The sequence below is a fragment of the uncultured Shewanella sp. genome (assembly GCF_947501665.1).
Lineage (GTDB): Bacteria > Pseudomonadota > Gammaproteobacteria > Enterobacterales > Shewanellaceae > Shewanella.
The window spans coordinates 170238-191892 of record NZ_CANMWS010000003.1; the positions used below are offsets into that span (position 1 = coordinate 170238).

The 21655-nt window shown below is 39.8% G+C and carries 15 protein-coding genes; 8 read left to right on the forward strand and 7 right to left on the reverse strand.

Going from position 1 to position 21655, the window contains the following annotated elements; all coding sequences use genetic code 11:
- Positions 1–57 precede the first annotated feature (57 nt).
- Both sbcD and Q0976_RS03425 read left to right on the forward strand, forming a co-directional pair.
- Positions 58–1293: an exonuclease subunit SbcD gene (gene sbcD / locus Q0976_RS03420; protein WP_299490989.1), complete on the forward strand. Its 1236-nt coding sequence runs from the start codon at positions 58–60 to the stop codon at positions 1291–1293.
- Positions 1290–4967, forward strand: coding sequence for an AAA family ATPase (locus Q0976_RS03425; protein WP_299490992.1), 3678 nt, complete (start codon positions 1290–1292; stop codon positions 4965–4967). The genes sbcD and Q0976_RS03425 overlap by 4 nt, the downstream gene beginning before the upstream one ends.
- 20 nt (positions 4968–4987) lie before the next feature.
- Here Q0976_RS03425 and Q0976_RS03430 read toward each other — a convergent pair whose 3' ends face one another.
- From Q0976_RS03430 to Q0976_RS03445, 4 genes are all read right to left on the reverse strand, one after another.
- On the reverse strand, positions 4988–5509 hold the full coding sequence (locus Q0976_RS03430) for a hypothetical protein (RefSeq protein WP_299490994.1): 522 nt from the start codon (positions 5507–5509) through the stop codon (positions 4988–4990).
- Positions 5510–5712: 203 nt separating this feature from the next.
- The gene (locus Q0976_RS03435) at positions 5713–6690 is read right to left on the reverse strand and encodes a hypothetical protein (protein WP_299490995.1); all 978 of its coding nucleotides are present in this window, start codon (positions 6688–6690) and stop codon (positions 5713–5715) included.
- Between the two features lie 77 nt (positions 6691–6767).
- The gene (locus Q0976_RS03440) at positions 6768–7172 is read right to left on the reverse strand and encodes a hypothetical protein (RefSeq protein ID WP_299490996.1); all 405 of its coding nucleotides are present in this window, start codon (positions 7170–7172) and stop codon (positions 6768–6770) included.
- Positions 7173–7543: 371 nt separating this feature from the next.
- Positions 7544–9514 (reverse strand): cytochrome c/FTR1 family iron permease, encoded by a 1971-nt coding sequence (locus Q0976_RS03445; RefSeq protein WP_299490997.1) that lies wholly within the window; start codon positions 9512–9514, stop codon positions 7544–7546.
- Between the two features lie 171 nt (positions 9515–9685).
- Here Q0976_RS03445 and Q0976_RS03450 point away from each other — a divergent pair, with 171 nt between their 5' ends.
- Positions 9686–10990 carry an AAA family ATPase gene (locus tag Q0976_RS03450; RefSeq protein ID WP_299490998.1) on the forward strand — a complete coding sequence of 435 codons (1305 nt, stop codon included), beginning with the start codon at positions 9686–9688 and terminating at the stop codon, positions 10988–10990.
- On the opposite strand, the gene Q0976_RS03455 is transcribed toward Q0976_RS03450, so the two are convergent.
- On the reverse strand, positions 10987–11907 hold the full coding sequence (locus Q0976_RS03455; RefSeq protein WP_299490999.1) for a helix-turn-helix domain-containing protein: 921 nt from the start codon (positions 11905–11907) through the stop codon (positions 10987–10989). The two genes, Q0976_RS03450 and Q0976_RS03455, sit on opposite strands and share 4 nt — an antisense overlap.
- A 99-nt stretch (positions 11908–12006) precedes the next feature.
- On the opposite strand from Q0976_RS03455, the gene Q0976_RS03460 reads away from it, so the two are divergent.
- The 3 genes from Q0976_RS03460 to Q0976_RS03470 all read left to right on the forward strand — a co-directional run bounded on the left by Q0976_RS03460 (position 12007) and on the right by Q0976_RS03470 (position 15746).
- Positions 12007–12573, forward strand: a complete 567-nt coding sequence (locus tag Q0976_RS03460) for an HD domain-containing protein (protein ID WP_299491000.1) — start codon at positions 12007–12009, stop codon at positions 12571–12573.
- 41 nt (positions 12574–12614) lie between these two features.
- Positions 12615–13376: a hypothetical protein gene (locus Q0976_RS03465; RefSeq protein WP_299491001.1), complete on the forward strand. Its 762-nt coding sequence runs from the start codon at positions 12615–12617 to the stop codon at positions 13374–13376.
- Positions 13377–13676: 300 nt separating this feature from the next.
- Positions 13677–15746, forward strand: coding sequence for an FAD/NAD(P)-binding protein (locus Q0976_RS03470; protein WP_299491002.1), 2070 nt, complete (start codon positions 13677–13679; stop codon positions 15744–15746).
- Between the two features lie 144 nt (positions 15747–15890).
- Here Q0976_RS03470 and Q0976_RS03475 read toward each other — a convergent pair whose 3' ends face one another.
- Complete coding sequence (locus Q0976_RS03475; protein WP_299491003.1) at positions 15891–18293, reverse strand: plasma-membrane proton-efflux P-type ATPase; 2403 nt, start codon at positions 18291–18293, stop codon at positions 15891–15893.
- 137 nt (positions 18294–18430) lie between these two features.
- Here Q0976_RS03475 and Q0976_RS03480 point away from each other — a divergent pair, with 137 nt between their 5' ends.
- Positions 18431–19462: an oxidoreductase gene (locus Q0976_RS03480; protein WP_299491004.1), complete on the forward strand. Its 1032-nt coding sequence runs from the start codon at positions 18431–18433 to the stop codon at positions 19460–19462.
- A gap of 229 nt (positions 19463–19691) precedes the next feature.
- On the opposite strand, the gene Q0976_RS03485 is transcribed toward Q0976_RS03480, so the two are convergent.
- Positions 19692–20045: a potassium channel family protein gene (locus Q0976_RS03485; protein ID WP_299491005.1), complete on the reverse strand. Its 354-nt coding sequence runs from the start codon at positions 20043–20045 to the stop codon at positions 19692–19694.
- Positions 20046–20682: 637 nt separating this feature from the next.
- Between Q0976_RS03485 and Q0976_RS03490 the strand changes: the two genes are divergently transcribed.
- The gene (locus Q0976_RS03490; RefSeq protein ID WP_299491006.1) at positions 20683–21615 is read left to right on the forward strand and encodes a dienelactone hydrolase family protein; all 933 of its coding nucleotides are present in this window, start codon (positions 20683–20685) and stop codon (positions 21613–21615) included.
- Positions 21616–21655: the final 40 nt, after the last annotated feature.

Genomic DNA, 21655 nt, shown 5'->3' on the forward strand with positions numbered 1-21655 from the left:
CTAAAAAATGCCATGTGATAACATTCTTTGTATATTTTTATCTACGTCAATTCCATTATGAAAATCCTGCATACGTCCGATTGGCATTTAGGGCAAAGCTTTTTAACCAAGAGTCGTAAAGATGAACATCAGGCTTTTTTAAATTGGTTATTAGAGCAAGTTAATTCACACATGATTGATGCCATTATTGTGGCTGGTGATATCTTTGACACTGGCACCCCGCCTAGCTACGCAAGAGAAATGTATAATCGTTTCGTAGTCGCAATGGAGCAATTGAGCTGTACTTTGATTGTGCTAGGGGGAAATCATGATTCGGTCTCAATGCTCAATGAGTCTAAAACCTTATTAGCTTGTTTAAATACCCATGTAGTTGCCAATACGGCAGACGATATCAATGAGCAAGTACTGGTTTTGAATACTCGACAAGGGAAAGTGGGAGCGGTGTTATGTGCTGTGCCATTTATTCGAGCTAGGGATATTATTATCAGTCATGCTGGTGAATCCGGTATTGAAAAGCGTCAAGTATTGGGGGAAGCGATTGAGCAGCATTATGCCAGCATTTATGAGGCTGCATTAAGGCTAAGAAAGGATAAGCAGTGGAATGTACCTATTATTGCCACAGGTCATTTAACGGCACTAGGGGTAAGTCAATCGGAATCAGTGCGAGATATTTACATTGGCTCTTTAGATGGATTTTCTGCTGAAGGGTTTCCACCTGCTGATTACATTGCACTTGGTCATATTCATCGGCCTCAAATTGTGGCTAAGGCTGAACATATTCGTTATAGCGGATCGCCTATACCCTTGAGTTTTGATGAGCTTAAATACAAAAAACAAATCATAGTGGTTGAATTTAATTGTGGCGTTCGTCAGCGTATCATGCCTATTGAGGTGCCTTTGTTTCAACCCATGGCAATACTAAAAGGCAGCCTTGAAGAGATAGAAGTACAATTAGCCCAGTACAATGTTGAGCCTATAGGTTTGCCTACTTGGCTTTTTATTGAAGTGCATATGCAAGATTATTTTTCTGATCTACAACAGCGTATTCAGAAGATGACCCAAGATTGTCATGTTGAAGTATTAAGGATAAAACGAGCTCGTGGAACCCAGCAACAAGGCATTGTTCAAGTGGCAAAAGAAACGCTAGCAGAGTTGACTCCTTTTGATGTATTTAATAAGCGCCTCGCCATTGAAAATGCCAATGAAGAGATATCTCAGGCTCAAGTGGAGCGTATGACATTACAGTTTCAGCATATTGTCTCTGAGATAGCTGATCTGGAGGTGAGTGAATGAAGATCTTGCGTTTACAATTTAAAAACCTAAATGCGTTGAAAGGAGAATGGAAAGTTGATTTTACAAAATCGCCTTTTATTGATAATGGACTTTTTGCGATCACAGGCCCAACGGGGGCAGGTAAGACAACCATTTTAGATGCCATTTGTTTGGCTTTATATCATTGCACGCCAAGACTTGGAGCTATTACGACTTCTAGTAATGAAATTATGACACGAGGCACGGCTGAGTGCTCAGCCGAAGTGGAGTTTGAGGTCAAAGGTACCGTTTACCGAGCCCATTGGAGTATGCGCCGCTCTAGAGGCAAGCTTGATGGCAAACTTCAATCGGCTGATGTGCAGCTGGCGGAGGTACAAAGTGGAAAAATTATTGCGAGTCAAATAAAACAAAAAAGTGAGGATATAGAGACGATTACGGGACTGGATTTTGCTCGCTTCACTAAATCTATGATGTTATCTCAAGGAGAGTTTGCCGCTTTTTTAAATGCGAAAGAGAGTGAACGGGCAGAATTATTAGAAGAGTTAACTGGTACTGAAATATATGGGCTTATTTCAGAGAAAGTACATGAGAAATTTACCCAAGCGAAACAAGCTCTCTCAGAGCTTGAATCGAGAGCTAAAGGGGTAAAACTGCTAACAGAAGAGCAAAAAGAAGACCTTGAGCAAGAGTTGCAGGAATTGAGGCAAAAACAACAAGCATTAAAATCAAAACAAGCGTCTTGCCATGAGCATATTACTTGGCTAAATGATCATGAGAAGGCAAAAATAACCCAATTAGCTGCAAATGAACAATTTGACCTTGCAAGGCATAAACAAGAACGTGAAGGGCCTAAATTATTACGCCTCTCACAGGCGGAGCCTGCTGAAAAACTCAGAGCGCCTTATGCTTTGTGGAATGACAGTGTGAAGCAAACTGATAATATGCAAATGTTATTAAGTGAAAAAGAAGTTAGTGTCGAGGCACTTGAGGATAAGTTGCATAAGGCGCGATTAGCCCATGAATGCACTGAGTCTCATCTAGAGCAAGTTAAGCTGCAACAAAGCTTGTTGGAGCAGCGTCTAAATGAAGATATTTTACCTTTAGATCACCAGATCATTAGTTTACAAGGAAAGTATGATGAAAAAGTGAAACAAGTTGCCCTTTGGGATGAGGCATATCAACAAGCATGTGCCAGTAAGGAACAATTGGCACGTAACCAATTACAGTTAGAGGTAGAGCAAGAAACAGTAGCAGCCTACTTACAGTTTCATCAAGCTGACGCTTGCTTGAGTCAACTTTTAGGGCAATGGCAGCTACACTCTGATCAACTTAAAAATGAACAAGATTGGCTGGATAAATTGACGTTTAGTGAACGAGAACAGCAGGCGTTGATGGATGAAAAGCAAGCCAGTTTAAAAGTGAGCCATGAGCAATTAATCAATGCAAAAAAAAAGGTGTCATTAACCAAGAAAACACTCGAGTATGCCAAGCAACAGCACCTTAATGTAAAAGAAACGGGCTCATTGGACACACTTGAACATAAAAGAGAAGCGCTTAATCAATCCTATACGACTCGAATACAGTTACTGGATTGCCAACAATCTTGGTTTAACAATCAGAGTCAATATGAACACATCAAGCTGCTGAGTCAAAAACAAGTGCAGGTTATATCTACTCTTGAGGAGAAACAGCAAACCTTACAGGTGAATGTTGATCAACAAAAACAGCTTATTGATGCCCTGCAGCGGCTGGTGACTCAAGAAGCCCATTTAGCTCGATATAGAAAGCTGCTGAAAGAGGGAGAGGATTGTCCTTTGTGCGGCGCTAAAGCGCATCCTAAGCTTGTTGATGATTCACAGCCACAAGCCGATCCTTTAATAACGCTTGAACAAGCGCAGCAGGTATTTGAGCAAGAAAGTGCTCAGTTATCTGATGTTAAATCACAATGGCATATTCAAGAGCGCTACCAACAAGAGTTGCAGCAAAAACTGAATGAGTTAAGTGTGCAACAACAAGGATCCTTGCAGCATTGGGAGCGATTGAATAATACATTAGGGATCCAATTAGCCTTAGGTGATCTGCAAGCGATGAGGACTTATCAGCAAGCCCAAGAAGAAGCATTCAATACCTTAACTGAGACTATTGCGGCATTAAAGACTTGTGAGCGCGATGAGCAAGCTGCAACACATGCCTGGGAAGTTGCTTGCAGAGCTCAAGAGTCATTAGAGCAAACGCAGTTGTTAGTGACTCAAGATATTAACAATCAACAGGGGATGCTAGATAGCATTTACGCAGATAAACAAGCTCGTCAAGCGAATAAGCACAATATACAAGTGGTGTTAAAGCATCAAACTCTTGATGCTGGTTATAATGAGTTTGATGTTAATGAGATAGACGCTTGGCTTAAACAAAAAAATCAAGATGCGCGAAACTGGAAGGAGCAAAGCCTTCAAAAAGAAGAGCTAACCCATAAATTATTAGCCTTATTACCTCAAATAGAAGGGGCGCAGCTTAGGTTAAGTGAAAAAGTGGAGCAACTAGCACTACTGAAAAAGGAACGGACACAGTTAGCGGCTCAGCTTGAGGAGTTGAAAGGGAGGCGTCATGCGTTATTTGGTGATAAGTGCGCGCAAACAGAAAGAGATCAGGGGTTGCAATGTATTCAGTTGGCTGAAACGGCGTTTAAGGTGAGCTTACAACAAGTACAACTAAGCCAGAATGAACATGTCGCGATGGCGACAGAGGTGAAAACCTTAATGGATCAAATCCAGGTGTTAATGACTAAAACACAAGGTTATCAAGCCAGTTGGCAAGATCAGCTTTTACAAAGCCCATTTGATTCACAATCTAAATTTGAAAAAGCGCTGTTAAGTAAAGAGGAGCATGCACAATTAGTGGCGTTGAAATTTGCATTGGATAAGGCGATCAATGAAGCGAATGCATTACTGCAAAACGCGAAGCAAGCCTTAATGGCTCTGTACGCTAATCCTTTCTTTGATGATTATCTCAAGTTACCTAAAAGTGAGGTTGAAGCTGAGCTGGAAAAAATAGGTTTAACATTAGATGAGCTGAATCAACGAATGGGCGACATTCGCGCGCAACAAAGAACCGATTTTGTTCAAAAACAAACTCAACAGGCGCTCTTTGATGAAATTGAAAATTACACTGAATATTATAATGATACTCAATATCTGCATGCTTTAATTGGTTCTCAAAAGGGTGATAAATTCAGAAAATTTGCCCAAGGGCTGACTTTAGATAACTTAGTGTATTTAGCCAATAAACAATTAGACTGTGTGCACGGTCGCTATCAATTAAAACGAAAACAAGAACAAGCACTGTTATTGGTGGTGATTGATACATGGCAAGGTGACATTGAGCGAGATACGAAAACCTTATCCGGTGGCGAAAGCTTTTTAGTGAGTTTGGCACTCGCATTAGCCTTGTCTGATCTCGTGAGCCATAAGACCAGTATCGACTCTTTATTTTTGGATGAAGGTTTTGGTACGCTTGACAGTGAAACATTGGATATTGCCTTGAATGCATTAGATAACCTCAATGCAAGTGGTAAAATGATTGGCGTGATAAGTCACATAGAAGCGATGAAAGAGCGGATCCCCGCGCAGCTTAAAATCAGGCCTGGTACTGGATTAGGGATCAGTGCATTGAGTCATGAGTACCGAGTTGCAAGTTAAATAGACCGTTATATTGTTGCTTAAATAAATTCAGGGACATATCGGTTATTTAACTCTGGACAGTAAAAACGTATCTTTTGCTTAAGGACCTGTTTAAAAGTTTCTCTTTGCGTAAAACTAAATGCCTTTAGGTCAATGACTAAAGGCATTTTTTGATTAAGTGCAAAAACAATGACACATTGAAAAGGCCCATAGCTATTCATTTGCATGCCAACAAACTTTTTCCAAGGGATACTGTCGATTTCATCGTGCTCCCCATAGTGGATCCCAAGGTGATCAATAATAAACCTAAGGCCGAGTGGTTTTTTTCTGTATTTATGATAGATGATGGTCGTGATGGAAAATAATAATGTGAATAAAGCAGTATATAGTGCAATGAATAAGGGCTGCTGAAACGCAATATTAGTGATATCCAGTTTTAAAGGTTGATTGATGAAGGCCTCATGAAATATTAAGCCAAAGAGCATTGTCACAATACCTGTATGTATCGATGTAATCACATCACAAATTAACACTCTAGACGGCGGTTGAATTAATTGCATGGTACATCCTTGTTTATCAAATAGCATGGGATCATGCCAAGAGACAGTAACATAAAAGTTTTTTAATACAATAAGATGAAAGTCAAAGGCTGAATATTATAGAGTCATTCTCCCCAATATTATTTTCAATAAGAGCCAAAATATTGGAGAGAAACAATTTTATGTTAAAGAGGTGGGATAAGGTTATTAGCTAATAAAATTATTTAAATGTTCATTCCATCTAGAGTTGCCCAAGAAAGCGCCCGTGATCTAAATACATCTTGCATTGTTTGTTCTTGATTGTTGGTTTCTTTTGTATGAGTTGTTTGATTTACGGTTGATGGTCTTTTTTGTATTTCAGACTCTACTTTCTGAAGATCGGATAGTTTTACATCAGAGAAGAGTGGAGGTGCCGTGGGGTCGCTTTTTATTTGTTCGCGAATATCGTTGTTTTTTGAATTTGGTTCTAGATCAACTAATGTTTTATCTACGAGTGCTTTAATATCGGTAAATGCATTTCCTAAGTATTTTGATGAAAATTGATTCGCAATTTTTAATTCATCATCAGTCGGTGCTTGCCCTAATTCATTACCTAATTGATAATTTGCCATATCGATGAGTTCAGAGTTGTGAACATCATACATTTGTTCCATTACTGCTTTTATATCTTCTTTGTTTTGGCCTGATAAATCAAGGTTATATTTTTGTGCGTTTTGCATAAGATGTTCTGCAACGGTATCCATCACATGCTCTTTAGTCGCTGTGGGATTGCTACGAATTACACTAAAACGAGAGTCACCAAACATGTTATAGAGTTGATCGCGTACTGCGGTATGCATCACATAAGTTAATGCCGCTTCTTTATGGGGGGAAAGTTTAGTTAATGGTGATGGTGCGCCATTAAACATTTTATCGACAAGATTAAATGCTATATTGATTTTAGTCTGTTCAGTATCTTTTTTAGCCAGCTCGCTATTGATTTTATTTTCAATTTTTGTAGCTGTACTTCCTGATCCATGAAGCCAAGCTGAAAAAGAGTTGCGCTTAGTTGCACCTTGTTTGCTTAATGAAATGGTACCATCTTCATTGCGATTTATTGAAAATGTTTTTTCACCAACAGTAATAGTATTATTAGTTTGTAATTTATTAATAAAGTCAGTATCGACATTTATATTGCTCAGACTGGGTACAGAAAATCCCATAAATAACCTCAGATTAGTTTAATTATCATTAGAAAAACATTTACTTTATGAAATGTATTTTCACGATTTTTATTTGCTTACCTACTTATTAACTCTTTATCCCACTGTTCAGCTTCTGTGATGAGTTTTTCAATTATTTCCATAACTTGCGTTGGATTGTTTTCGGATAGAAGCACTGTTTGGTAAACTGTGATACGGTTTGACCCCTCTAATATGGCAACCCCAATGTCACCACGTAAAGGACCTGCAGCTGCATGCAGTAATGATTGATACAGCGTTATTCCCATTTCTTGTGAGATGCTATGTTGAGTCATTACTGCAAGACGTAAGCTCATGTTGCTTTGATCACGATACGCAGAAAAAAATAATCCTGAAGAATCATTTTCTTGGGATTCTTCAGTCAGTTCACATGCAAAAACGTTTTCACTATCGAATTGAATTTTGACACCTAACTTGGATAATGCTTCTTCGAATATGTCCATTATAGTTTTTATCAATGAGTTAGAATTTATATAAGTATTAATGCTATTTAAAATTCGAGATATAACAAAAAACAATTAATGCTTTATTCTGGTTTGACCAGACTAAAGTGGTGCAGACTTTTTTTGATAGCGTTTATTTTTTAGTAAAATAGCGCTTAATTGTTTTAATTAGGGGGAATTGAGTAATTCTCATTAAAACATGGTGTTATTCTTATTTATTTCGAACTTCCTATGAAGGCGATCATTTTTTCGAACGCAAGTCTTTTTTTTGAAACAAATGTAAATATGTAATTGTGGAGTTCAAAAATGCAAAAAGCGCTCATTTGAGCGCTTTTTTATGACTTGATGTAATTGAGAGGATGTGAAAGAGATTAAGCTATTTTCTTTTTAGCGCGAACCATGTAGAAAATAAATAAGATTAATACGGCAAGTTGTGCGCTTATGCCTTCCCAGGTTGAGCCAATACCCACCCAGTCCATTTCAATATTAATCGGTAAGTTATTGATGGGGACAATGGCGGCCTCTTGTAAGGCGGTAATGGCTTTGCCCATTAAAATAAAGGACAAAATGAGCAGTAAATAAGTTGTGGTGGAAAAGAACTTAGCCAGCGGTAATTTAATCGAATACTTTAATAACCCCCAGGTGGTTAAGGCTAATAGAGCGATGCCTGATAGTATACCGCCGATGAAGTAATTAAACTGACTACTTTCAGATTGAGTGAGCAATGATTGATAGAAAAGAATGGTTTCAAATATTTCACGGTACACGGCGACAAAAGATAGCAGCGCGATACCCCACAAGGTTCCTGCTTTGAGCTGGCTATTAATTTTCTTATTAATATAGGCTTGCCAATGGGCGGCATGGGTTTTACTGTGCATCCATACACCTACATAAAACAGCATTAAGGCAGCGAAGAGAGAACCAAAACCTTCCATCATTTCTCGGCTGGCCCCACTTATTTCAATTAATGTTTGTGCCGCTACCCAAGTTGCGCCACCTGCTATTAGTGCAACAACCCAACCTAAATGCAGATATTTAAGTGCATCACGTCGATTGGTGCGAATAAGTACGGTCATTAAGGCGATAACCACTAATAAGGCCTCTAATCCCTCTCGCAGTAAAATGACCAAACTTGCACTGAATAAGGTGGTATTGGATAAGTTTGACTCTGTTAATAACGTTTGTGCTTGCGTGAGTTGCAGCATGCTGGTGTTAAAAGTGCTGTTGACTTGCTCTGTATGTTGACTGTTGCTAAATAAATGCCTCAGCTGCATTAAATTAACTTCAATGCTTTTACGTAATTGCTTATCATGGGCATCTAAGCTGTTTTCAACCAGTTCAAAACCATCGAGATAAGCGCTTACTGACAGTGTTTTTGCTTGGGCGTAATGGCCACTGTCAAAGGCTTTTTTAGCTGATGTCAGTAAATTTCTAGCAATAGTGAGCGGTGAGGGCTGATGGTCAAAAAGGGCGCTTGGTTGGGCTCTTAATGCGGCAATATCTTCTGAGGTGATGCCTTGTGATTGAAGCGAGTCGCTCAGTTGTGCAGGGCTGTGGTTTATCCATTCTTGTAGTGTTACTTTAGGGAGTATATTGGCTGTACTATCTTGATTATTTTTTTGAAAAGCAAGGCTGGAAACATAGAAGGCCAGTGACCAGCGTTGTTGTTCTTTTAGCTGTGTAAAGGCGGGCATAGCGGTATCATCTAAGCCATTGGAAATGGCATCAAACAATCCTAAAATAGAGCGGTTATCGGCCCGTTTTTTGTCGGTAAAATCAGTAGGCTCTGGTGATAAGTTAGCCGCTAAAATACCATTTCCTTGCCCTTCAATACCATGGCAAGTGGCACAGTTTTCTTGAAATAATTGTGCTGTAGCTTTACTTGATGAAAGGTGTTTTGGCAGTGAAGATTCAGGCATTAAAGCCAATAAGGCACTGCGAAGTTTGCCTGAAATTTGTCTGATTAAATTGACATCTTGTTTATTTTTAATACTGGTCTGTAAGGCTAAGGCTTCACGATAGAGTTGAGGGTTTTGTTGATTGAGATTAGTATTTTCAGTGAGTTTTTCAACAATTATAGCAGAAAATTCAAGCATTTCTTGATATTCATCTTTATTGACTATCTCGCCTTTTTCAATGGCTGCATCATAATCAACCCCAACATACTCGGCGAGCTGGGCTAATTGCCTTAGCTGTGCTTGCTCATCGCTAGCTTGTTGACTTGATGTCGAGGCAAGGCTGGCCTGTGACCATAATAATATGAGAGGCAATAATAAGAGGCTAAATGGAGGTAATAACCGCATATGAATAGGGCGGTTCATAGAGGCCGAAAGAGGTTGCATTGATGAAGTTTCCTAGTCAATGGACTGGTAATGATAATTATTTTAATTATAAACGTGTTAGCGCCCTCAGAGTCAAAGGATATTATGATTAATTTAGTATAAAGTTGAGCTTAATAGGCCAAAATAAAACAAGAGTGTCGAGTAAAAGGCTGTTAAGTAGAGGATTATTGAATGAAAAAGCTTGAGTCTTGGTTAATGTCATTAACACAAGGTGCGATGCCTGATTTTAAAGAATGTTTAGTTTATTTAGGGGGGTATTTTCCTTTACTTAAGCAATGTGATGCCTTAGAGCAAGCCAAACAGTGGCATAGTGAGGACAATGTCGCTATTCATACCTGTGGGGTGCTAACAGCGCTTTATCAGTTATTTGCCCAGGAGGCCCATCATCTGAGTGGTGAGCAAAAGCAAATATTGATTTTGTCTGTTTTATTACAGGATATAGTTAAGCCTATTACGAGCTGCAGTAGTGTTATTCAAGGGGGGGAGAGAGTTATTGCGCCAACACATGAAGCGCTTGGGCTGGATTGCCTAGCTATTAAGTTACTTGAGCTACCTATTGCATATAAGGCCATTATCAATGTTATGGGGCTGGTGGGGTACCATCGAAAACCTAAATTACTCGTGATAAAAAAGAGTGATTTCTCTGATTATCTATCATTAGCGTTAGAGGTTGATTTAACCATGCTTTATTGGTTAGGGAGGGTAAATTTACAAGGTAGACTTTGTGAAGATTTGCATCAGCAATTGGGTTACCTTGAGTTATTTAAAAGGGTTGCTAAGGAATATCAACTTTGGAATGTTAATGATCCTAGGGCTAATTTAATTAAAAAAGTACAAGTCAAACACAGCGCTGATGAGCAATTGTATATAGATAATTATAGGGTGAGTGAGCTGGCTAGTGGCAAGATTATGAGGGCTGAAGAGCTGGGAGCAACGACCTATACTAATGCAAAAAACTATGGCCATTTACATGTGATGTGCGGGATCAGTGGCAGCGGAAAATCCACTTGGATTGAACAAAACTTACAGAGTGTTGAGGTGATATCTCTTGATAATATTCGTCAAGAAATTAATGGAAAGCGAGCCTGTCAGAAAAACTTAGGCCAAGTATTACAGTTAGCCAAATTTCGTCTAAAAACGGCGTTGGCTAATAAGCGAGATGTGGTATGGGATGCAACTAACCTTCGTTTTGATCATCGAAAAATGATTTGTGATTTAGGCCGAGAACATGGAGCGTTGGTAACGTTAGTGGTGTTTCATCTTAAAGAAGCTACATTAAGATCGGGCAATCGACAACGTTCACATGCGATACCCAATGAGGTGATCACTCGGCAAATCGAGCAATGGCAATGGCCGTCGATGACTGAAGCCCATCGTACCTTGATTGTGGGTGATATTCACTCGCCGATAAAAAAACAAGCGATGAAAGCACATCACCAAAGGCGAAGTACTTTATTGGCATTAGGGTCCTTTTAGGGGAAAAGTTGGTTTTCTTTCACAAATCGTTGGCGAAACTGTTTTGGTGTGAGTCCCATGATGTGAACAAATACCTTTCGGCAAGCACTGCTATCTGAATATCCCACTTCAAGTGCAATGGTATCAAAACTTTTTTGAGTCTGTTCTAATAATTCGCAGGCTTTTTGTATGCGGATCCTTTGTATGTATTCTGAGGGATTGAAACCAGTTGAATGCTGAAAGTGCCTTAAAAAGCTACGTGGACTCATAAAGGCAAGATCGGCGAGAGCTGCGATTTTTATTTTATTAGCGAAATGACAATCTAAATGATCTTGAACCGTTAAAATAGCTTGATGGCCATGATCTCGTTTAGGTTGAAATTGTTGATAATAGCTTTGGGCTCGATAACCGGTATCGACAACCAAGTTTTTTCCCAATTGCCGCATCGCTTGAGCACCGGCGTACTGCTTGACAATATCTAAGCCTAAATCAATCCAAGACATGATCCCACCTGCAGTAATGATCTGTCCGTTGTTGACGAGAATGTGATCGCTGATGAGTTCGGTTTGCTTAAACGCTTGACTAAAGTCTTCGGCCAGAGCCCAGTGAGTGGTGGCTTGACGATGGGCTAAGAGTCCTGCTTTTCCAAGTATAAATGCACCTGAGCAGACTGAGCATAACATGCTGTTTTGTTGATATTGTTGAATGAGCCAATGTAATAAGTTTTTGTCTGGTTCAAGATAGAATTCAGGGGTTAAGGCAGGGGGTAAAATAATAATGTCATAATGTTCAGAATCGTTAAGTTGGTTGATGGACAGCTTATGACATTGGATATTGTCTGTGATCTCGGGTAGTAGATTGGCCATTTCAAAGAGATCTAATAGACCAAATACGGCAGATTGCATCGCAGTAGGGTAATGAATAATAGCAAGTTTCATTTTGGCGTAATTAAACTGTTTTATGTCAATTTAGCCGCTTAAACAGAATTGTTCAAGTTCTTATAATGAATTGATAAATCATTTTGTGTTGGAGCGGTTATGTCACATAGTTTAAGAATTTTAACGAGTATTCCAGAGCTAGAAGCCTTATTTGAACCTTGGAAAGACATTATTGGCGAAGATTATCATGGTTATCGAAACCATGTATATCGTATGGTGCAGTTTTGCTTTGGCTTAAAAGATCTGCGAGGCGAGTTCCTTTCTGACGATGATAGACAAAAAATCATGATTGCAGGTGTCTTTCACGATATTGGTATTTGGGTGCAGGGTACCTTGGATTATATCAGCCCGTCGGTGCAGCCGGCTATGACCTATTTAGCGAATAATGGGCTAAGCCACTGGCAAGAGGAGGTGAGGTTGATGATAGAGAATCATCATAAACTGATCAAATACAAGGGGGAATATCAAGACACTGTTGAGTTGTTTCGTCAAGGAGATGTCGTTGATTTTACTTTAGGCTTGGTTAAATTCGATTTAACTAAAGAGAATATTCAACAAATGAAAACCATGCTGCCGAATAATGGGTTTCATAAAGGATTACTTAAAAAAGGCCAAAAGTGGTTCTTATGTCATCCACTCAATCCCGTACCAATGATGAAATGGTAATTATCTTCAAGAGCTTAAAATAAAAGGAGGTCGTTAATAAAATGAATGAGAAACGTAAAGGAGCAACTCGAGTGACCGATGTGCCTGTTGATATTTTATCTCAGTTAAATCTAGGAACAATAGAAGCGGCAACATTAGCGGAGAATTTGGCCACTGATCTCCCCGAGTTAATGGGCCATGTGTTCCCTAAGTTGTTAGACAAAAAAGTGTGTATCGAGCCTAAATTAGGGATCACTAAAAAAATGGCCATGATTGCGACTCTTATTGAGGAAAACTATGGAGATGAAAAATTAGCTTATTTAACCACTCATAATGCAGACTTAGTGAGAGGGTGGGGGGCTTATTGCGTGGCGCAAAAACGTGACGTTGCTTTATCTGATCGCATTTTACAGATGCAAGTGTTTGCCGATGATCCTCATTTTGGTGTTAGAGAATGGGCATGGTTATCTCTTCGTCCTCACGTGGTGAAGGCCCCGTTAGAAGCCATTGAATATCTCTTACCTTGGGCGAGAGATAGTTCGGCGAATATACGCCGATTTTCCATTGAAGTGATGCGTCCTCGAGGCGTGTGGAGTGCGCACATTGGCTTACTTAAAAAAGAGCCGCAACATGCAGAAACATTACTGAATTCAGTTAATGCAGATCCATCAAAGTATGTGCAAGACTCTGTGGGTAATTGGCTAAACGATGCTTACAAAACGGCGCCTCAATGGGTGGAGCAATGTTGTCAGCAGTGGTTGGAACAAAGCGATTCACCTGCGACGGGTTATATTGTCAAAAGAGGATTACGAAGTGTGGGTTAATTAATCTATGAAATAGGTAAGGTCGTGGCTGAGGGGGGGGATTAAGACGTTAATTGGACTGATTGGGTCTTTAAATTTTTACGAAATAGTCCAAGATTGATTACTGACTCCTGTCGGAAAATGAATTTAAAGAGATTGTTATGATGTTGTCACGAAAGCTTGACGACTATTTACTCCGTTGTAATGTCAGATTTGATATTGATTGTTCATGTCGAGATGATTTGTACTAAGGTTAATTTAATTTATTTTTAGCACAAATTATTACAGACGAACATTTGCTCATTAAACGGAGTTAATCTTATGAAAAGTGACGATAAATCAAGTCAGGTGTCCATTATTGGTGGCGGTGTTTCAGGATTATATAGTGCTTGGCGTTTACTCAAGTCTGGGCATGAAAATGTGAAATTATTTGAAGCAACAGCCCATTTAGGTGGACGCTTGATGACTGTCGATCCGAAGAACTTGCTTTGTGGTGAGTATGATGGGCAATTGAATGTTGGGGCACATTGCGAATTAGGTGGAATGCGTTTACCCAGCAAAGAGTCTTATGATACCTATGCTTTGTCACTTGTCGATGAACTTAAGCAATCATTAATCAATGGACTTAAACAATATAATACCGAAGATAAAAAAGAAGCTGAAGGCTTAATATTGGGTTTAACAACGGTAGACTTTCCAACCGATGAACCTCAAAACTGGCATTATTTAAGAGGCTTTGTTCAGCAAACAGCTGATTTGAATAATCATGAGAAGTATGGTCAATATAAAAATGGTGGTGTGCCATATACATTATCCAGTAATGAAAAAAAATTGATAACCCAGAATTTAGGCATGAGTGGGCCAATGGGTTATGCAATTGAAGGTGCAGAAGATTTATCGATTTTATCACGCCCTTTGATAGATAAAGATAAATTACCTAATTCAACCGATAGAAAGAATAAACTGTTTGAATTTGTCAAAGAGACTTTAACAAATACTGTAGAGATCAATGGGGCGAGGGAAGAGCTATATCAGTACGGTTTCTCTGATATCGTGAATGTCAGTGGACAATTTGATACGCCACAAAAGGGAAGCTTGTCTAATCAGTATTGGCAATTATTTTCCGAAGCTGGAGGGTATGACACTGTTCCTGCGAGCTGGAATGCAGCGACAGCAGCATCCATTATCGGTCTTGATTTTGCTGGCAGTCCAAAATATAAAACCTTAGCGGGTGGACTAAGAACGATCCCTGCGAGTTTAGCATTCTTAATTAATCAATTTGATCCCGATTGCGTTGAGAAAGAGGCTGTTGCCAATCGTATTGTCTATGATGAGATGAATGAAGAGTTTGATCTGACGTTTACTCAACATGACAAATTGATTAATGTCATCACAGACTCCGTGGTGTTAGCGATGCCCCCTGCAGCGATAGAGAAGTTAATCGGTGGTCAAGAAGGCATTTATTTAACAGAAAGATTAAATGATGATAGCGTTATTGAAAGTCAGCGATTGATCAGGCAAAAATTGACTCAAGTAACGCCTATTCCTTTGCTTAAAATTTACCTGATGTATGATATTACCGGTCGAGATGCTTGGTGGGAGAAGTATGTAGGTAAAATAGAACAATACTCTCGAATGACTACGGATTTACCACTGAGGCAGATTTATAACTTTGGTGTTTATGATGATCATTTTTGGATAGAAGGTCCGCAAAAAAGGAAGTATGCCGTATTACAAATATCTTACGATGATGATTTGAATCCTGGATACTGGGCTGGTTTACTGTCTAAAGAGTCCGGTGGTGTTGTTGATTCTGGCATTTTTGGTGATGCGTTCACACAAATTGGGCAAAAAAGTTATCGCTCAGTCATGCCATTAGTGAAACGCTTTAGCTCGCAACATACCGCTTCATTTATACAAGATCATCCTTTGTTTTCTACTGCTCATGAGCAATTTGTCAATATTGTAAAGCAAGTGGCGAATAGAGATAAGAGTGGCGAGCCTATGGCTTTAGAAGGAGTGACGTTACCCACTGCCGGAGCGTGTATGGATTGGGGCGTTGCACCTTATGGTGGAGGGGTGAATTTCTGGAATGTAGGTGTGAATGTGGCAAAAGAATATTGGACTATGATGAGGCCTTATCAGGTAGAGACGAATAGTAAGGATGATAAGCAGCTTTATATTGTGGGTGAAGGTTATTCAATTTTTCAAGGGTGGATAGAAGGAGCTTTGTGGACCGCAGAAGCTGTACTTGAAGATTATTTTGGTCTAAATGAAGAGTCGTGGATGCCCTTTAATGTGAGTGAAAACTTATCTCAAGAGCGTCATGCTCATCCATTAGCGGCCTCAAGTGGAAAAGAAAATACCATTGAGGATCCTAAAGCACATTAATTGAACGCTAATATCTTTTTGTGGGTATAAAAGCTGAGAGTAATGCTCAGCTTTTATCATTTATTGTTCATAATATTCGCGTCTGATGGACTAAAACCGTTTCAATGCCTGTTAGATTATCGGCACAAAAAGAAGTGCTTTTTATCAACTATTTTGAGGATTGAGAATGCGATAAACACCCATTTTAATGATGGATGTTATAGCGAACCAGATTAAAATATAGAGCCAAGCGTAAAATGCCCATGTCCAGCCGATGCCAATAAAGTCATTCGAGTCAAAACCATAAACACTTATTAGCGTCCCCGTAGCGAGTGAGAAAAGGGTGGCACAGGAAAACTTCCATTCAGGAAAAGGGCGGTGCCATGGCATGCCAGTATTGCGGGTTAAATAGATGGTAAGGTTGCCGCCACATAATATGCCCATAAAAGCGACAGTATTGAGTTTGGCTTGTTTCAGTTCTGCAGGAAGCTCGGTAAACCAGTAATGATCGGCAATCCAATATAAACCAAAAGTTGAAATGACACCGACGATAGCGAGTGCTACCGCAACACTGAATACGTCTTTCATTTTCCAAATACCGGGATCTTTCGAGGCGGTCATATTGTCATAAGCAATCATCATAATGGGAATATCATTGAGCAAGGCAATGATAATAATCATAATCGCACTAAGTGGGTGGGTGTTATAAACCATAATGGCGCATAAGAGAAAGAGTAATAAACGAACGGTTTCACTGATCCGATAGATGGCATAACTTTTTAAACGACCAAAAATCTTTCTCGATTCATTAATGGCGTGAGTGATGACAGAAAGGCCAGGTTGTGTTAGTACTAAATCAGCGGCAGCCCTTGCAGCGTCTGTTGCGCCATCAACCGCAATGCCCACATTGGCTTGTTTGATGGCGGGGGCATCATTAACGCCGTCACCTGTCATACCAACAATATGTTGATTTTTTTGTAATGCTTTTACTATTTCAAATTTATCTTCAGGTAATACTTCGGCAAAACCATCTAGGCTATCGAGCGTACGTTTTTGTGTGAGAGGATCGGTATTATTGAATGTGGCCATAGGCATAATATAATTGCCTATGTGTAATGTATGGGCTAATTCTTGAGCGATAGCACTGTGATCACCAGTGATCATTTTAATACTGACACCGCGTTGCATGATCTCGTGCAATGTTTTTTCACTGTCTTCTCTGGGAGGATCGAATAGCGAAATAACCCCAACAAGCTCCCAAGAGTCGAGATTGATTGTGGTCACAGCGACGGTGAGAGCACGATAACCGTGTTGGGCGAGTTGAGTGACGGTTTGTTGGGCTTTATTTGTATCTTCTGCGCACAAATTCAAAATAACTTGTGGTGCGCCTTTTGCTACTTTCCGTTGAGTGTGGTTATGGCTAATGAGTGACTCGGCTTTTTTACTCGTTGGGTTAAAGGGGGTGTAATGTTCAATTTGAAATGATGGCGGATCTGAAGGCAGCCTCTTTTGTTCAGCGAATAGTACTTCATCGATAGCATCATGACCTTGAGGGTTGGAAGCGAGGCATGCATAGTGGATAACATCCTCTGGTGAATAATCATGATAATTGCTAATTTCACCTATTTTGAGTTTGTTTTGAGTGAGGGTGCCGGTTTTGTCGGAGCAAAGCACATTCATGGTCGCCAATTCTTCAATCGCACTTAATTTGGAGACAATCGCTTTGTATGTCGCTAATCGTTTTGCGCCAATGGCCAATGTGACGGACATGACAGCAGGCAGTGCGACAGGGATCCCTGCGATAACTAACACCAGCATAAAAATAATGCTATTCGAGATATCGCCTTGATGCGTGAATAGGCTTAAATATAAATCATGGGCGAGTACGACCCCGCAAATGACTAAGGTCAATATGATTAAAAATCGCCCTATTTGAGTGATGTTTTTCTGTAGATCAGATGGCGTATTGCTCTTATCGATTAATGAGGCTGTTTTACCAAAAAAGGTGTTCATACCTGTTTTATCGACAATGCCAATCATTTCACCTTGTTTAATAATGGTACCTGAATAAACCAAATCACCGACGCGACGTGTGACAGGTAAAGATTCCCCGGTGAGCGAGGCTTGATCAATCGATAAATAATCTCCCGACATTAAATGAATATCGGCTGGAATGATATTACCCAGTTTTATCAGTACCACATCACCAGGGACTAACTTGGAGGCCGATATGTCCTGCCATTGTTCATCACGTTTTACATAAGCGGTTAATGCGAGTGTACTCTTTAAAGCTGATACGGCGCTGTCTGCTTTAAATTCTTGTACTAACTCTAAAATGGCATTGATGATAAGTAGCGTTGTGATCATAATGAAATCAGGCCAACGCTGTAATATTAATGACAATATCGCGGCAATTTCTATCATCCAAGGTATAGGGCCCCAGAGCAGCTTTCGTATTTTTTGATAAAAAGAGATTTTGGTACTGGTGATTTCATTTAAGCCGTATTGTGCAAGTCGTTTTTGTGCAGTCTGTTGAGTCAGTCCCGTTAAATGAGTGCTATCAGGCATAATGGAAAGTGTTGTTGATTGGCTATATTTAGTATTGCAGATTTTGATTAAATTGCGCTTGAGACTTTAGGCCCATTGCTATTTAAGTTTGGTGTCATTAATGTCAAGGCTATATGTTAGTATTATGAGCAAACAATATGAGTATAAAAACAGCTATCGTCGGCTATGGTTTTTCTGCCAAAACCTTTCATATTCCTTTTATAACGACGTCTGCTGAATTTGTTTTCCACGCAGTAAGCAGTTCTAAAGCCGACATTTTGAGTCAAGATTGGCCGCAGGTTCAGCATTATCACACCGCCGCTGACATGATAGTTAACAGTGATGCAGAACTCATTATTATTACGGCGCCCAATGATGTGCATTATCCTCTTGCTAAATTAGCCTTGGAACACCATAAGCACGTGTTGATTGAAAAACCTTTTGTGACTCGTTCAAAAGAAGGGGAGGAACTCATTGCACTTGCTAAAGAAAAAGGCTTGCTGCTTAGTGTGTATCAAAATCGTCGCTATGACGGTGATTATTTGACGGTTAAAAAACTGATTGAGACAAACCAGTTAGGTCAAGTTCATGTGTATGAATCTCATTTTGATCGCTTTCGTCCCCAAGTGCAGCAGCGCTGGCGGGAACAGGCCTGTGATGGTGGTGGGATTTTGTATGATTTGGCGCCGCATTTATTGGATCAAGCGCTAAGTTTGTTTGGGCTGCCTGAAAGCTTGAGTGCCAGTTGCCAAGTGATGCGGGAAGGCGCATCGGTGACAGATTACTTTCATTTGGTATTGCATTATCCTGGCCTTGAAGTGATGTTGCATGCCAGCCTTTTTTGTGCGGGTCCAAACTTACGTTTTAATATTCAAGGAGATAAAGGTAGTTTCGTCAAGTACGGGCTTGATCCACAAGAAGACTGTTTACGTGCAGGGGAGCTGCCAACAAGAGTGGATTGGGGAGTCGAAGAACAGATTCATTTTGGCACACTTTATGACAGTGAAAGAGAAAGCCTGATCCCTACAGAGAAAGGCTGTTATTCTGTTTTTTTCACCGAACTGGCGCTGGCAATAAAGACTGGTGAGCATGTTCAAATGGGCGCACAGCAAAGCTTAAATACGATTAAGTTGATTGAGCTAGCCATGGAAAGCCAGACGACGGGTAAAAGAATGAATGTGGATTTTTAGCTTTTACTGAGGATAGCCAAGAGTCAATTGAGTTGTCTAACTTTTTAAAGTACAGCGGCTCAATTGTTATCTACCATTTTATTGCCTTTTAAGCTGTTGGTTACTTATTCTTTAAAAACAAAATTTTATGTTTGGCCATTTTAGCTTCTATGGTATTTATTTTTCATCTAATTGGGTCTAAGTCATGTGATATCAACTGCGTTGATTAAGGCTAAGTGGCTTGTTTCATTTAATGTATATTTTCGTGTATGTGCTTTATTACGTTTGGATCAACATGCAGCTCAAAGGCATCTGATGCTGTTTTGACTGTAATGGCGACAAGAATGCCAGCAAGCATTATGCCTAATCCTGCAATGAAAATTGATAATATACGCGAGGATTTTTGTTCTGGCCGTATGTCACCATATCCGACAGTGAGGGCGGTAATAAAAGCCCAGTATAGTGAATCAAATCGACTCCAAGACTCAATTTGGCCGACAATGAGTCCTAGGATTATGATAGCAATAAACATCATCAGTAAAATGGGGGCTGTTAACACTAAGCCCCATAAAAAAATCTGAATGAAACTGAAAGTAAATGCCATGTTTACGAGCCTTATGTAGCAGACATAGAAGGTTTAGATATCAATAACCATAGGATTAAAATCGAGTTTGTCAAAAATTGAGTAAAGGAAAGCGTGTTCTTTTACAGTGTTTATTGACTGCTGAACTTAATTTGCGAGATCACCTGTACATACCCATCCTAATAATGGGGCGACGTGTGTGCTTAATGGAGAAAATTGGGAGACATTTGAGCCTCTGTGTGTGTTACAAAATGAAGGGCTTTCGTCTTGTTACACGACTGGAGATGGCTGCCCAAGATTCAATAAATAAGCCTTATGTGGCAATAGGAGTGATGATGTTTATTTTTCTCGTTTGGCCAAGGGGTGGTTTTGGGAATAAATTGACTCTTCTCAGTGTCGATTAAATTTTTTTAGTTATTTTTAATTTTTTTATATTGGCAGACTTTTATTACTTATCATTAATTTAGGTGGTAATAATTTACTGTTTGCTAAATTCATGTCGATTCGAGCGGGATTACTCACTTTACTCTCTTAAAAATATCGATTAGGATTTTTTACGCCTCAAAGGGTTTACATTTGGTTGATGTTGTATTCACAAGTTGTTTTTAAGGCAAATAAAAACAAATTGTTTACTAACATGAAAACTGAAGGAAATCCTATGAAATACACTTCATTTAAACAGGTTTTGCTTGGTGTTGCCGCATTTATTTTCTCTTTGGCCGCATACAGTGGAGGCGGCGGGGGCGGGAGTGACGAGGAGCTCCCTCTACCTGATACCTGTCGGTCAAATTGTGGCTATGAAATAGGTCCCATTCCCACTTTAGACTTTTTACAAGAAGGCAGCGGGCCGCTTTCTGTTTCTTCTACTAGTGTACCGAGTTCCGTTGATGGCTTTGGTGGTGGTACCATCTATTACCCTAATAATGTATCCCAAGCATTGGCTGCTATTTCTATTGCACCAGGGTTTACGAATACACAATCAGCGATCCAGTGGTGGGGCCCCCTTTTGGCTTCTCATGGTTTTGTTGTTATCACGATCAATACTAACTCCCGTTATGATCAGCCTGAGAGCAGAAGTCGCCAGCAAGATAGTGCTTTGTCTTATCTCATTCAGGAAGGAGAGCGTTCGGGTAGCCCTATTTGGGGATTAATTGATGAAAATCGATTGGCAACGATGGGCTACTCTATGGGGGGAGGCGGTGCGCTTCATAGTGCTTCAAGAAACCGTTTAAGTGCCAGTATTCCTTTATCACCTTGGAATACGGGCAGTAATGATTTTGATCTAATTGGTGTTCCTGTGATGATCATGGCCTGTGAAAATGATGCGACTGCGCCAGTGAATAGTCATGCGAGTCCTTTCTACAATACCATTTCAGATAATACTGATAAAGCGTTCATGGAGATCTCGGGGGGGTCTCATGATTGCGCTACTGGCGATAACAGTAATCATGCCTTGTTATCCACTTATGGCGTTTCTTGGATGAAACGTTTTTTAGATAAAGATCATCGCTATAGTCCATTTTTGTGTGGGCCAAACCATGAGTCAAACAGTGGCATCTCTGAATATAGGGACACCTGTGATTATTTATAATTCGAACTAAGGTCAATGGTGTTAAACCTTTATACAAGGG

What these genes read in the sequence shown, in the direction of transcription:
- Q0976_RS03490 (WP_299491006.1), top strand. Translation starts at nt 20,683, where the DNA reads ATGAAATACACTTCATTTAAACAGGTTTTGCTTGGTGTTGCCGCATTT.
- Q0976_RS03475 (WP_299491003.1), bottom strand. Translation starts at nt 18,293, where the DNA reads ATGCCTGATAGCACTCATTTAACGGGACTGACTCAACAGACTGCACAA.
- Q0976_RS03460 (WP_299491000.1), top strand. Translation starts at nt 12,007, where the DNA reads ATGTCACATAGTTTAAGAATTTTAACGAGTATTCCAGAGCTAGAAGCC.
- Q0976_RS03480 (WP_299491004.1), top strand. Translation starts at nt 18,431, where the DNA reads ATGAGTATAAAAACAGCTATCGTCGGCTATGGTTTTTCTGCCAAAACC.
- sbcD (WP_299490989.1), top strand. Translation starts at nt 58, where the DNA reads ATGAAAATCCTGCATACGTCCGATTGGCATTTAGGGCAAAGCTTTTTA.
- Q0976_RS03455 (WP_299490999.1), bottom strand. Translation starts at nt 11,907, where the DNA reads ATGAAACTTGCTATTATTCATTACCCTACTGCGATGCAATCTGCCGTA.
- Q0976_RS03445 (WP_299490997.1), bottom strand. Translation starts at nt 9,514, where the DNA reads ATGCAACCTCTTTCGGCCTCTATGAACCGCCCTATTCATATGCGGTTA.
- Q0976_RS03430 (WP_299490994.1), bottom strand. Translation starts at nt 5,509, where the DNA reads ATGCAATTAATTCAACCGCCGTCTAGAGTGTTAATTTGTGATGTGATT.
- Q0976_RS03425 (WP_299490992.1), top strand. Translation starts at nt 1,290, where the DNA reads ATGAAGATCTTGCGTTTACAATTTAAAAACCTAAATGCGTTGAAAGGA.
- Q0976_RS03470 (WP_299491002.1), top strand. Translation starts at nt 13,677, where the DNA reads ATGAAAAGTGACGATAAATCAAGTCAGGTGTCCATTATTGGTGGCGGT.
- Q0976_RS03485 (WP_299491005.1), bottom strand. Translation starts at nt 20,045, where the DNA reads ATGGCATTTACTTTCAGTTTCATTCAGATTTTTTTATGGGGCTTAGTG.
- Q0976_RS03435 (WP_299490995.1), bottom strand. Translation starts at nt 6,690, where the DNA reads ATGGGATTTTCTGTACCCAGTCTGAGCAATATAAATGTCGATACTGAC.
- Q0976_RS03440 (WP_299490996.1), bottom strand. Translation starts at nt 7,172, where the DNA reads ATGGACATATTCGAAGAAGCATTATCCAAGTTAGGTGTCAAAATTCAA.
- Q0976_RS03450 (WP_299490998.1), top strand. Translation starts at nt 9,686, where the DNA reads ATGAAAAAGCTTGAGTCTTGGTTAATGTCATTAACACAAGGTGCGATG.
- Q0976_RS03465 (WP_299491001.1), top strand. Translation starts at nt 12,615, where the DNA reads ATGAATGAGAAACGTAAAGGAGCAACTCGAGTGACCGATGTGCCTGTT.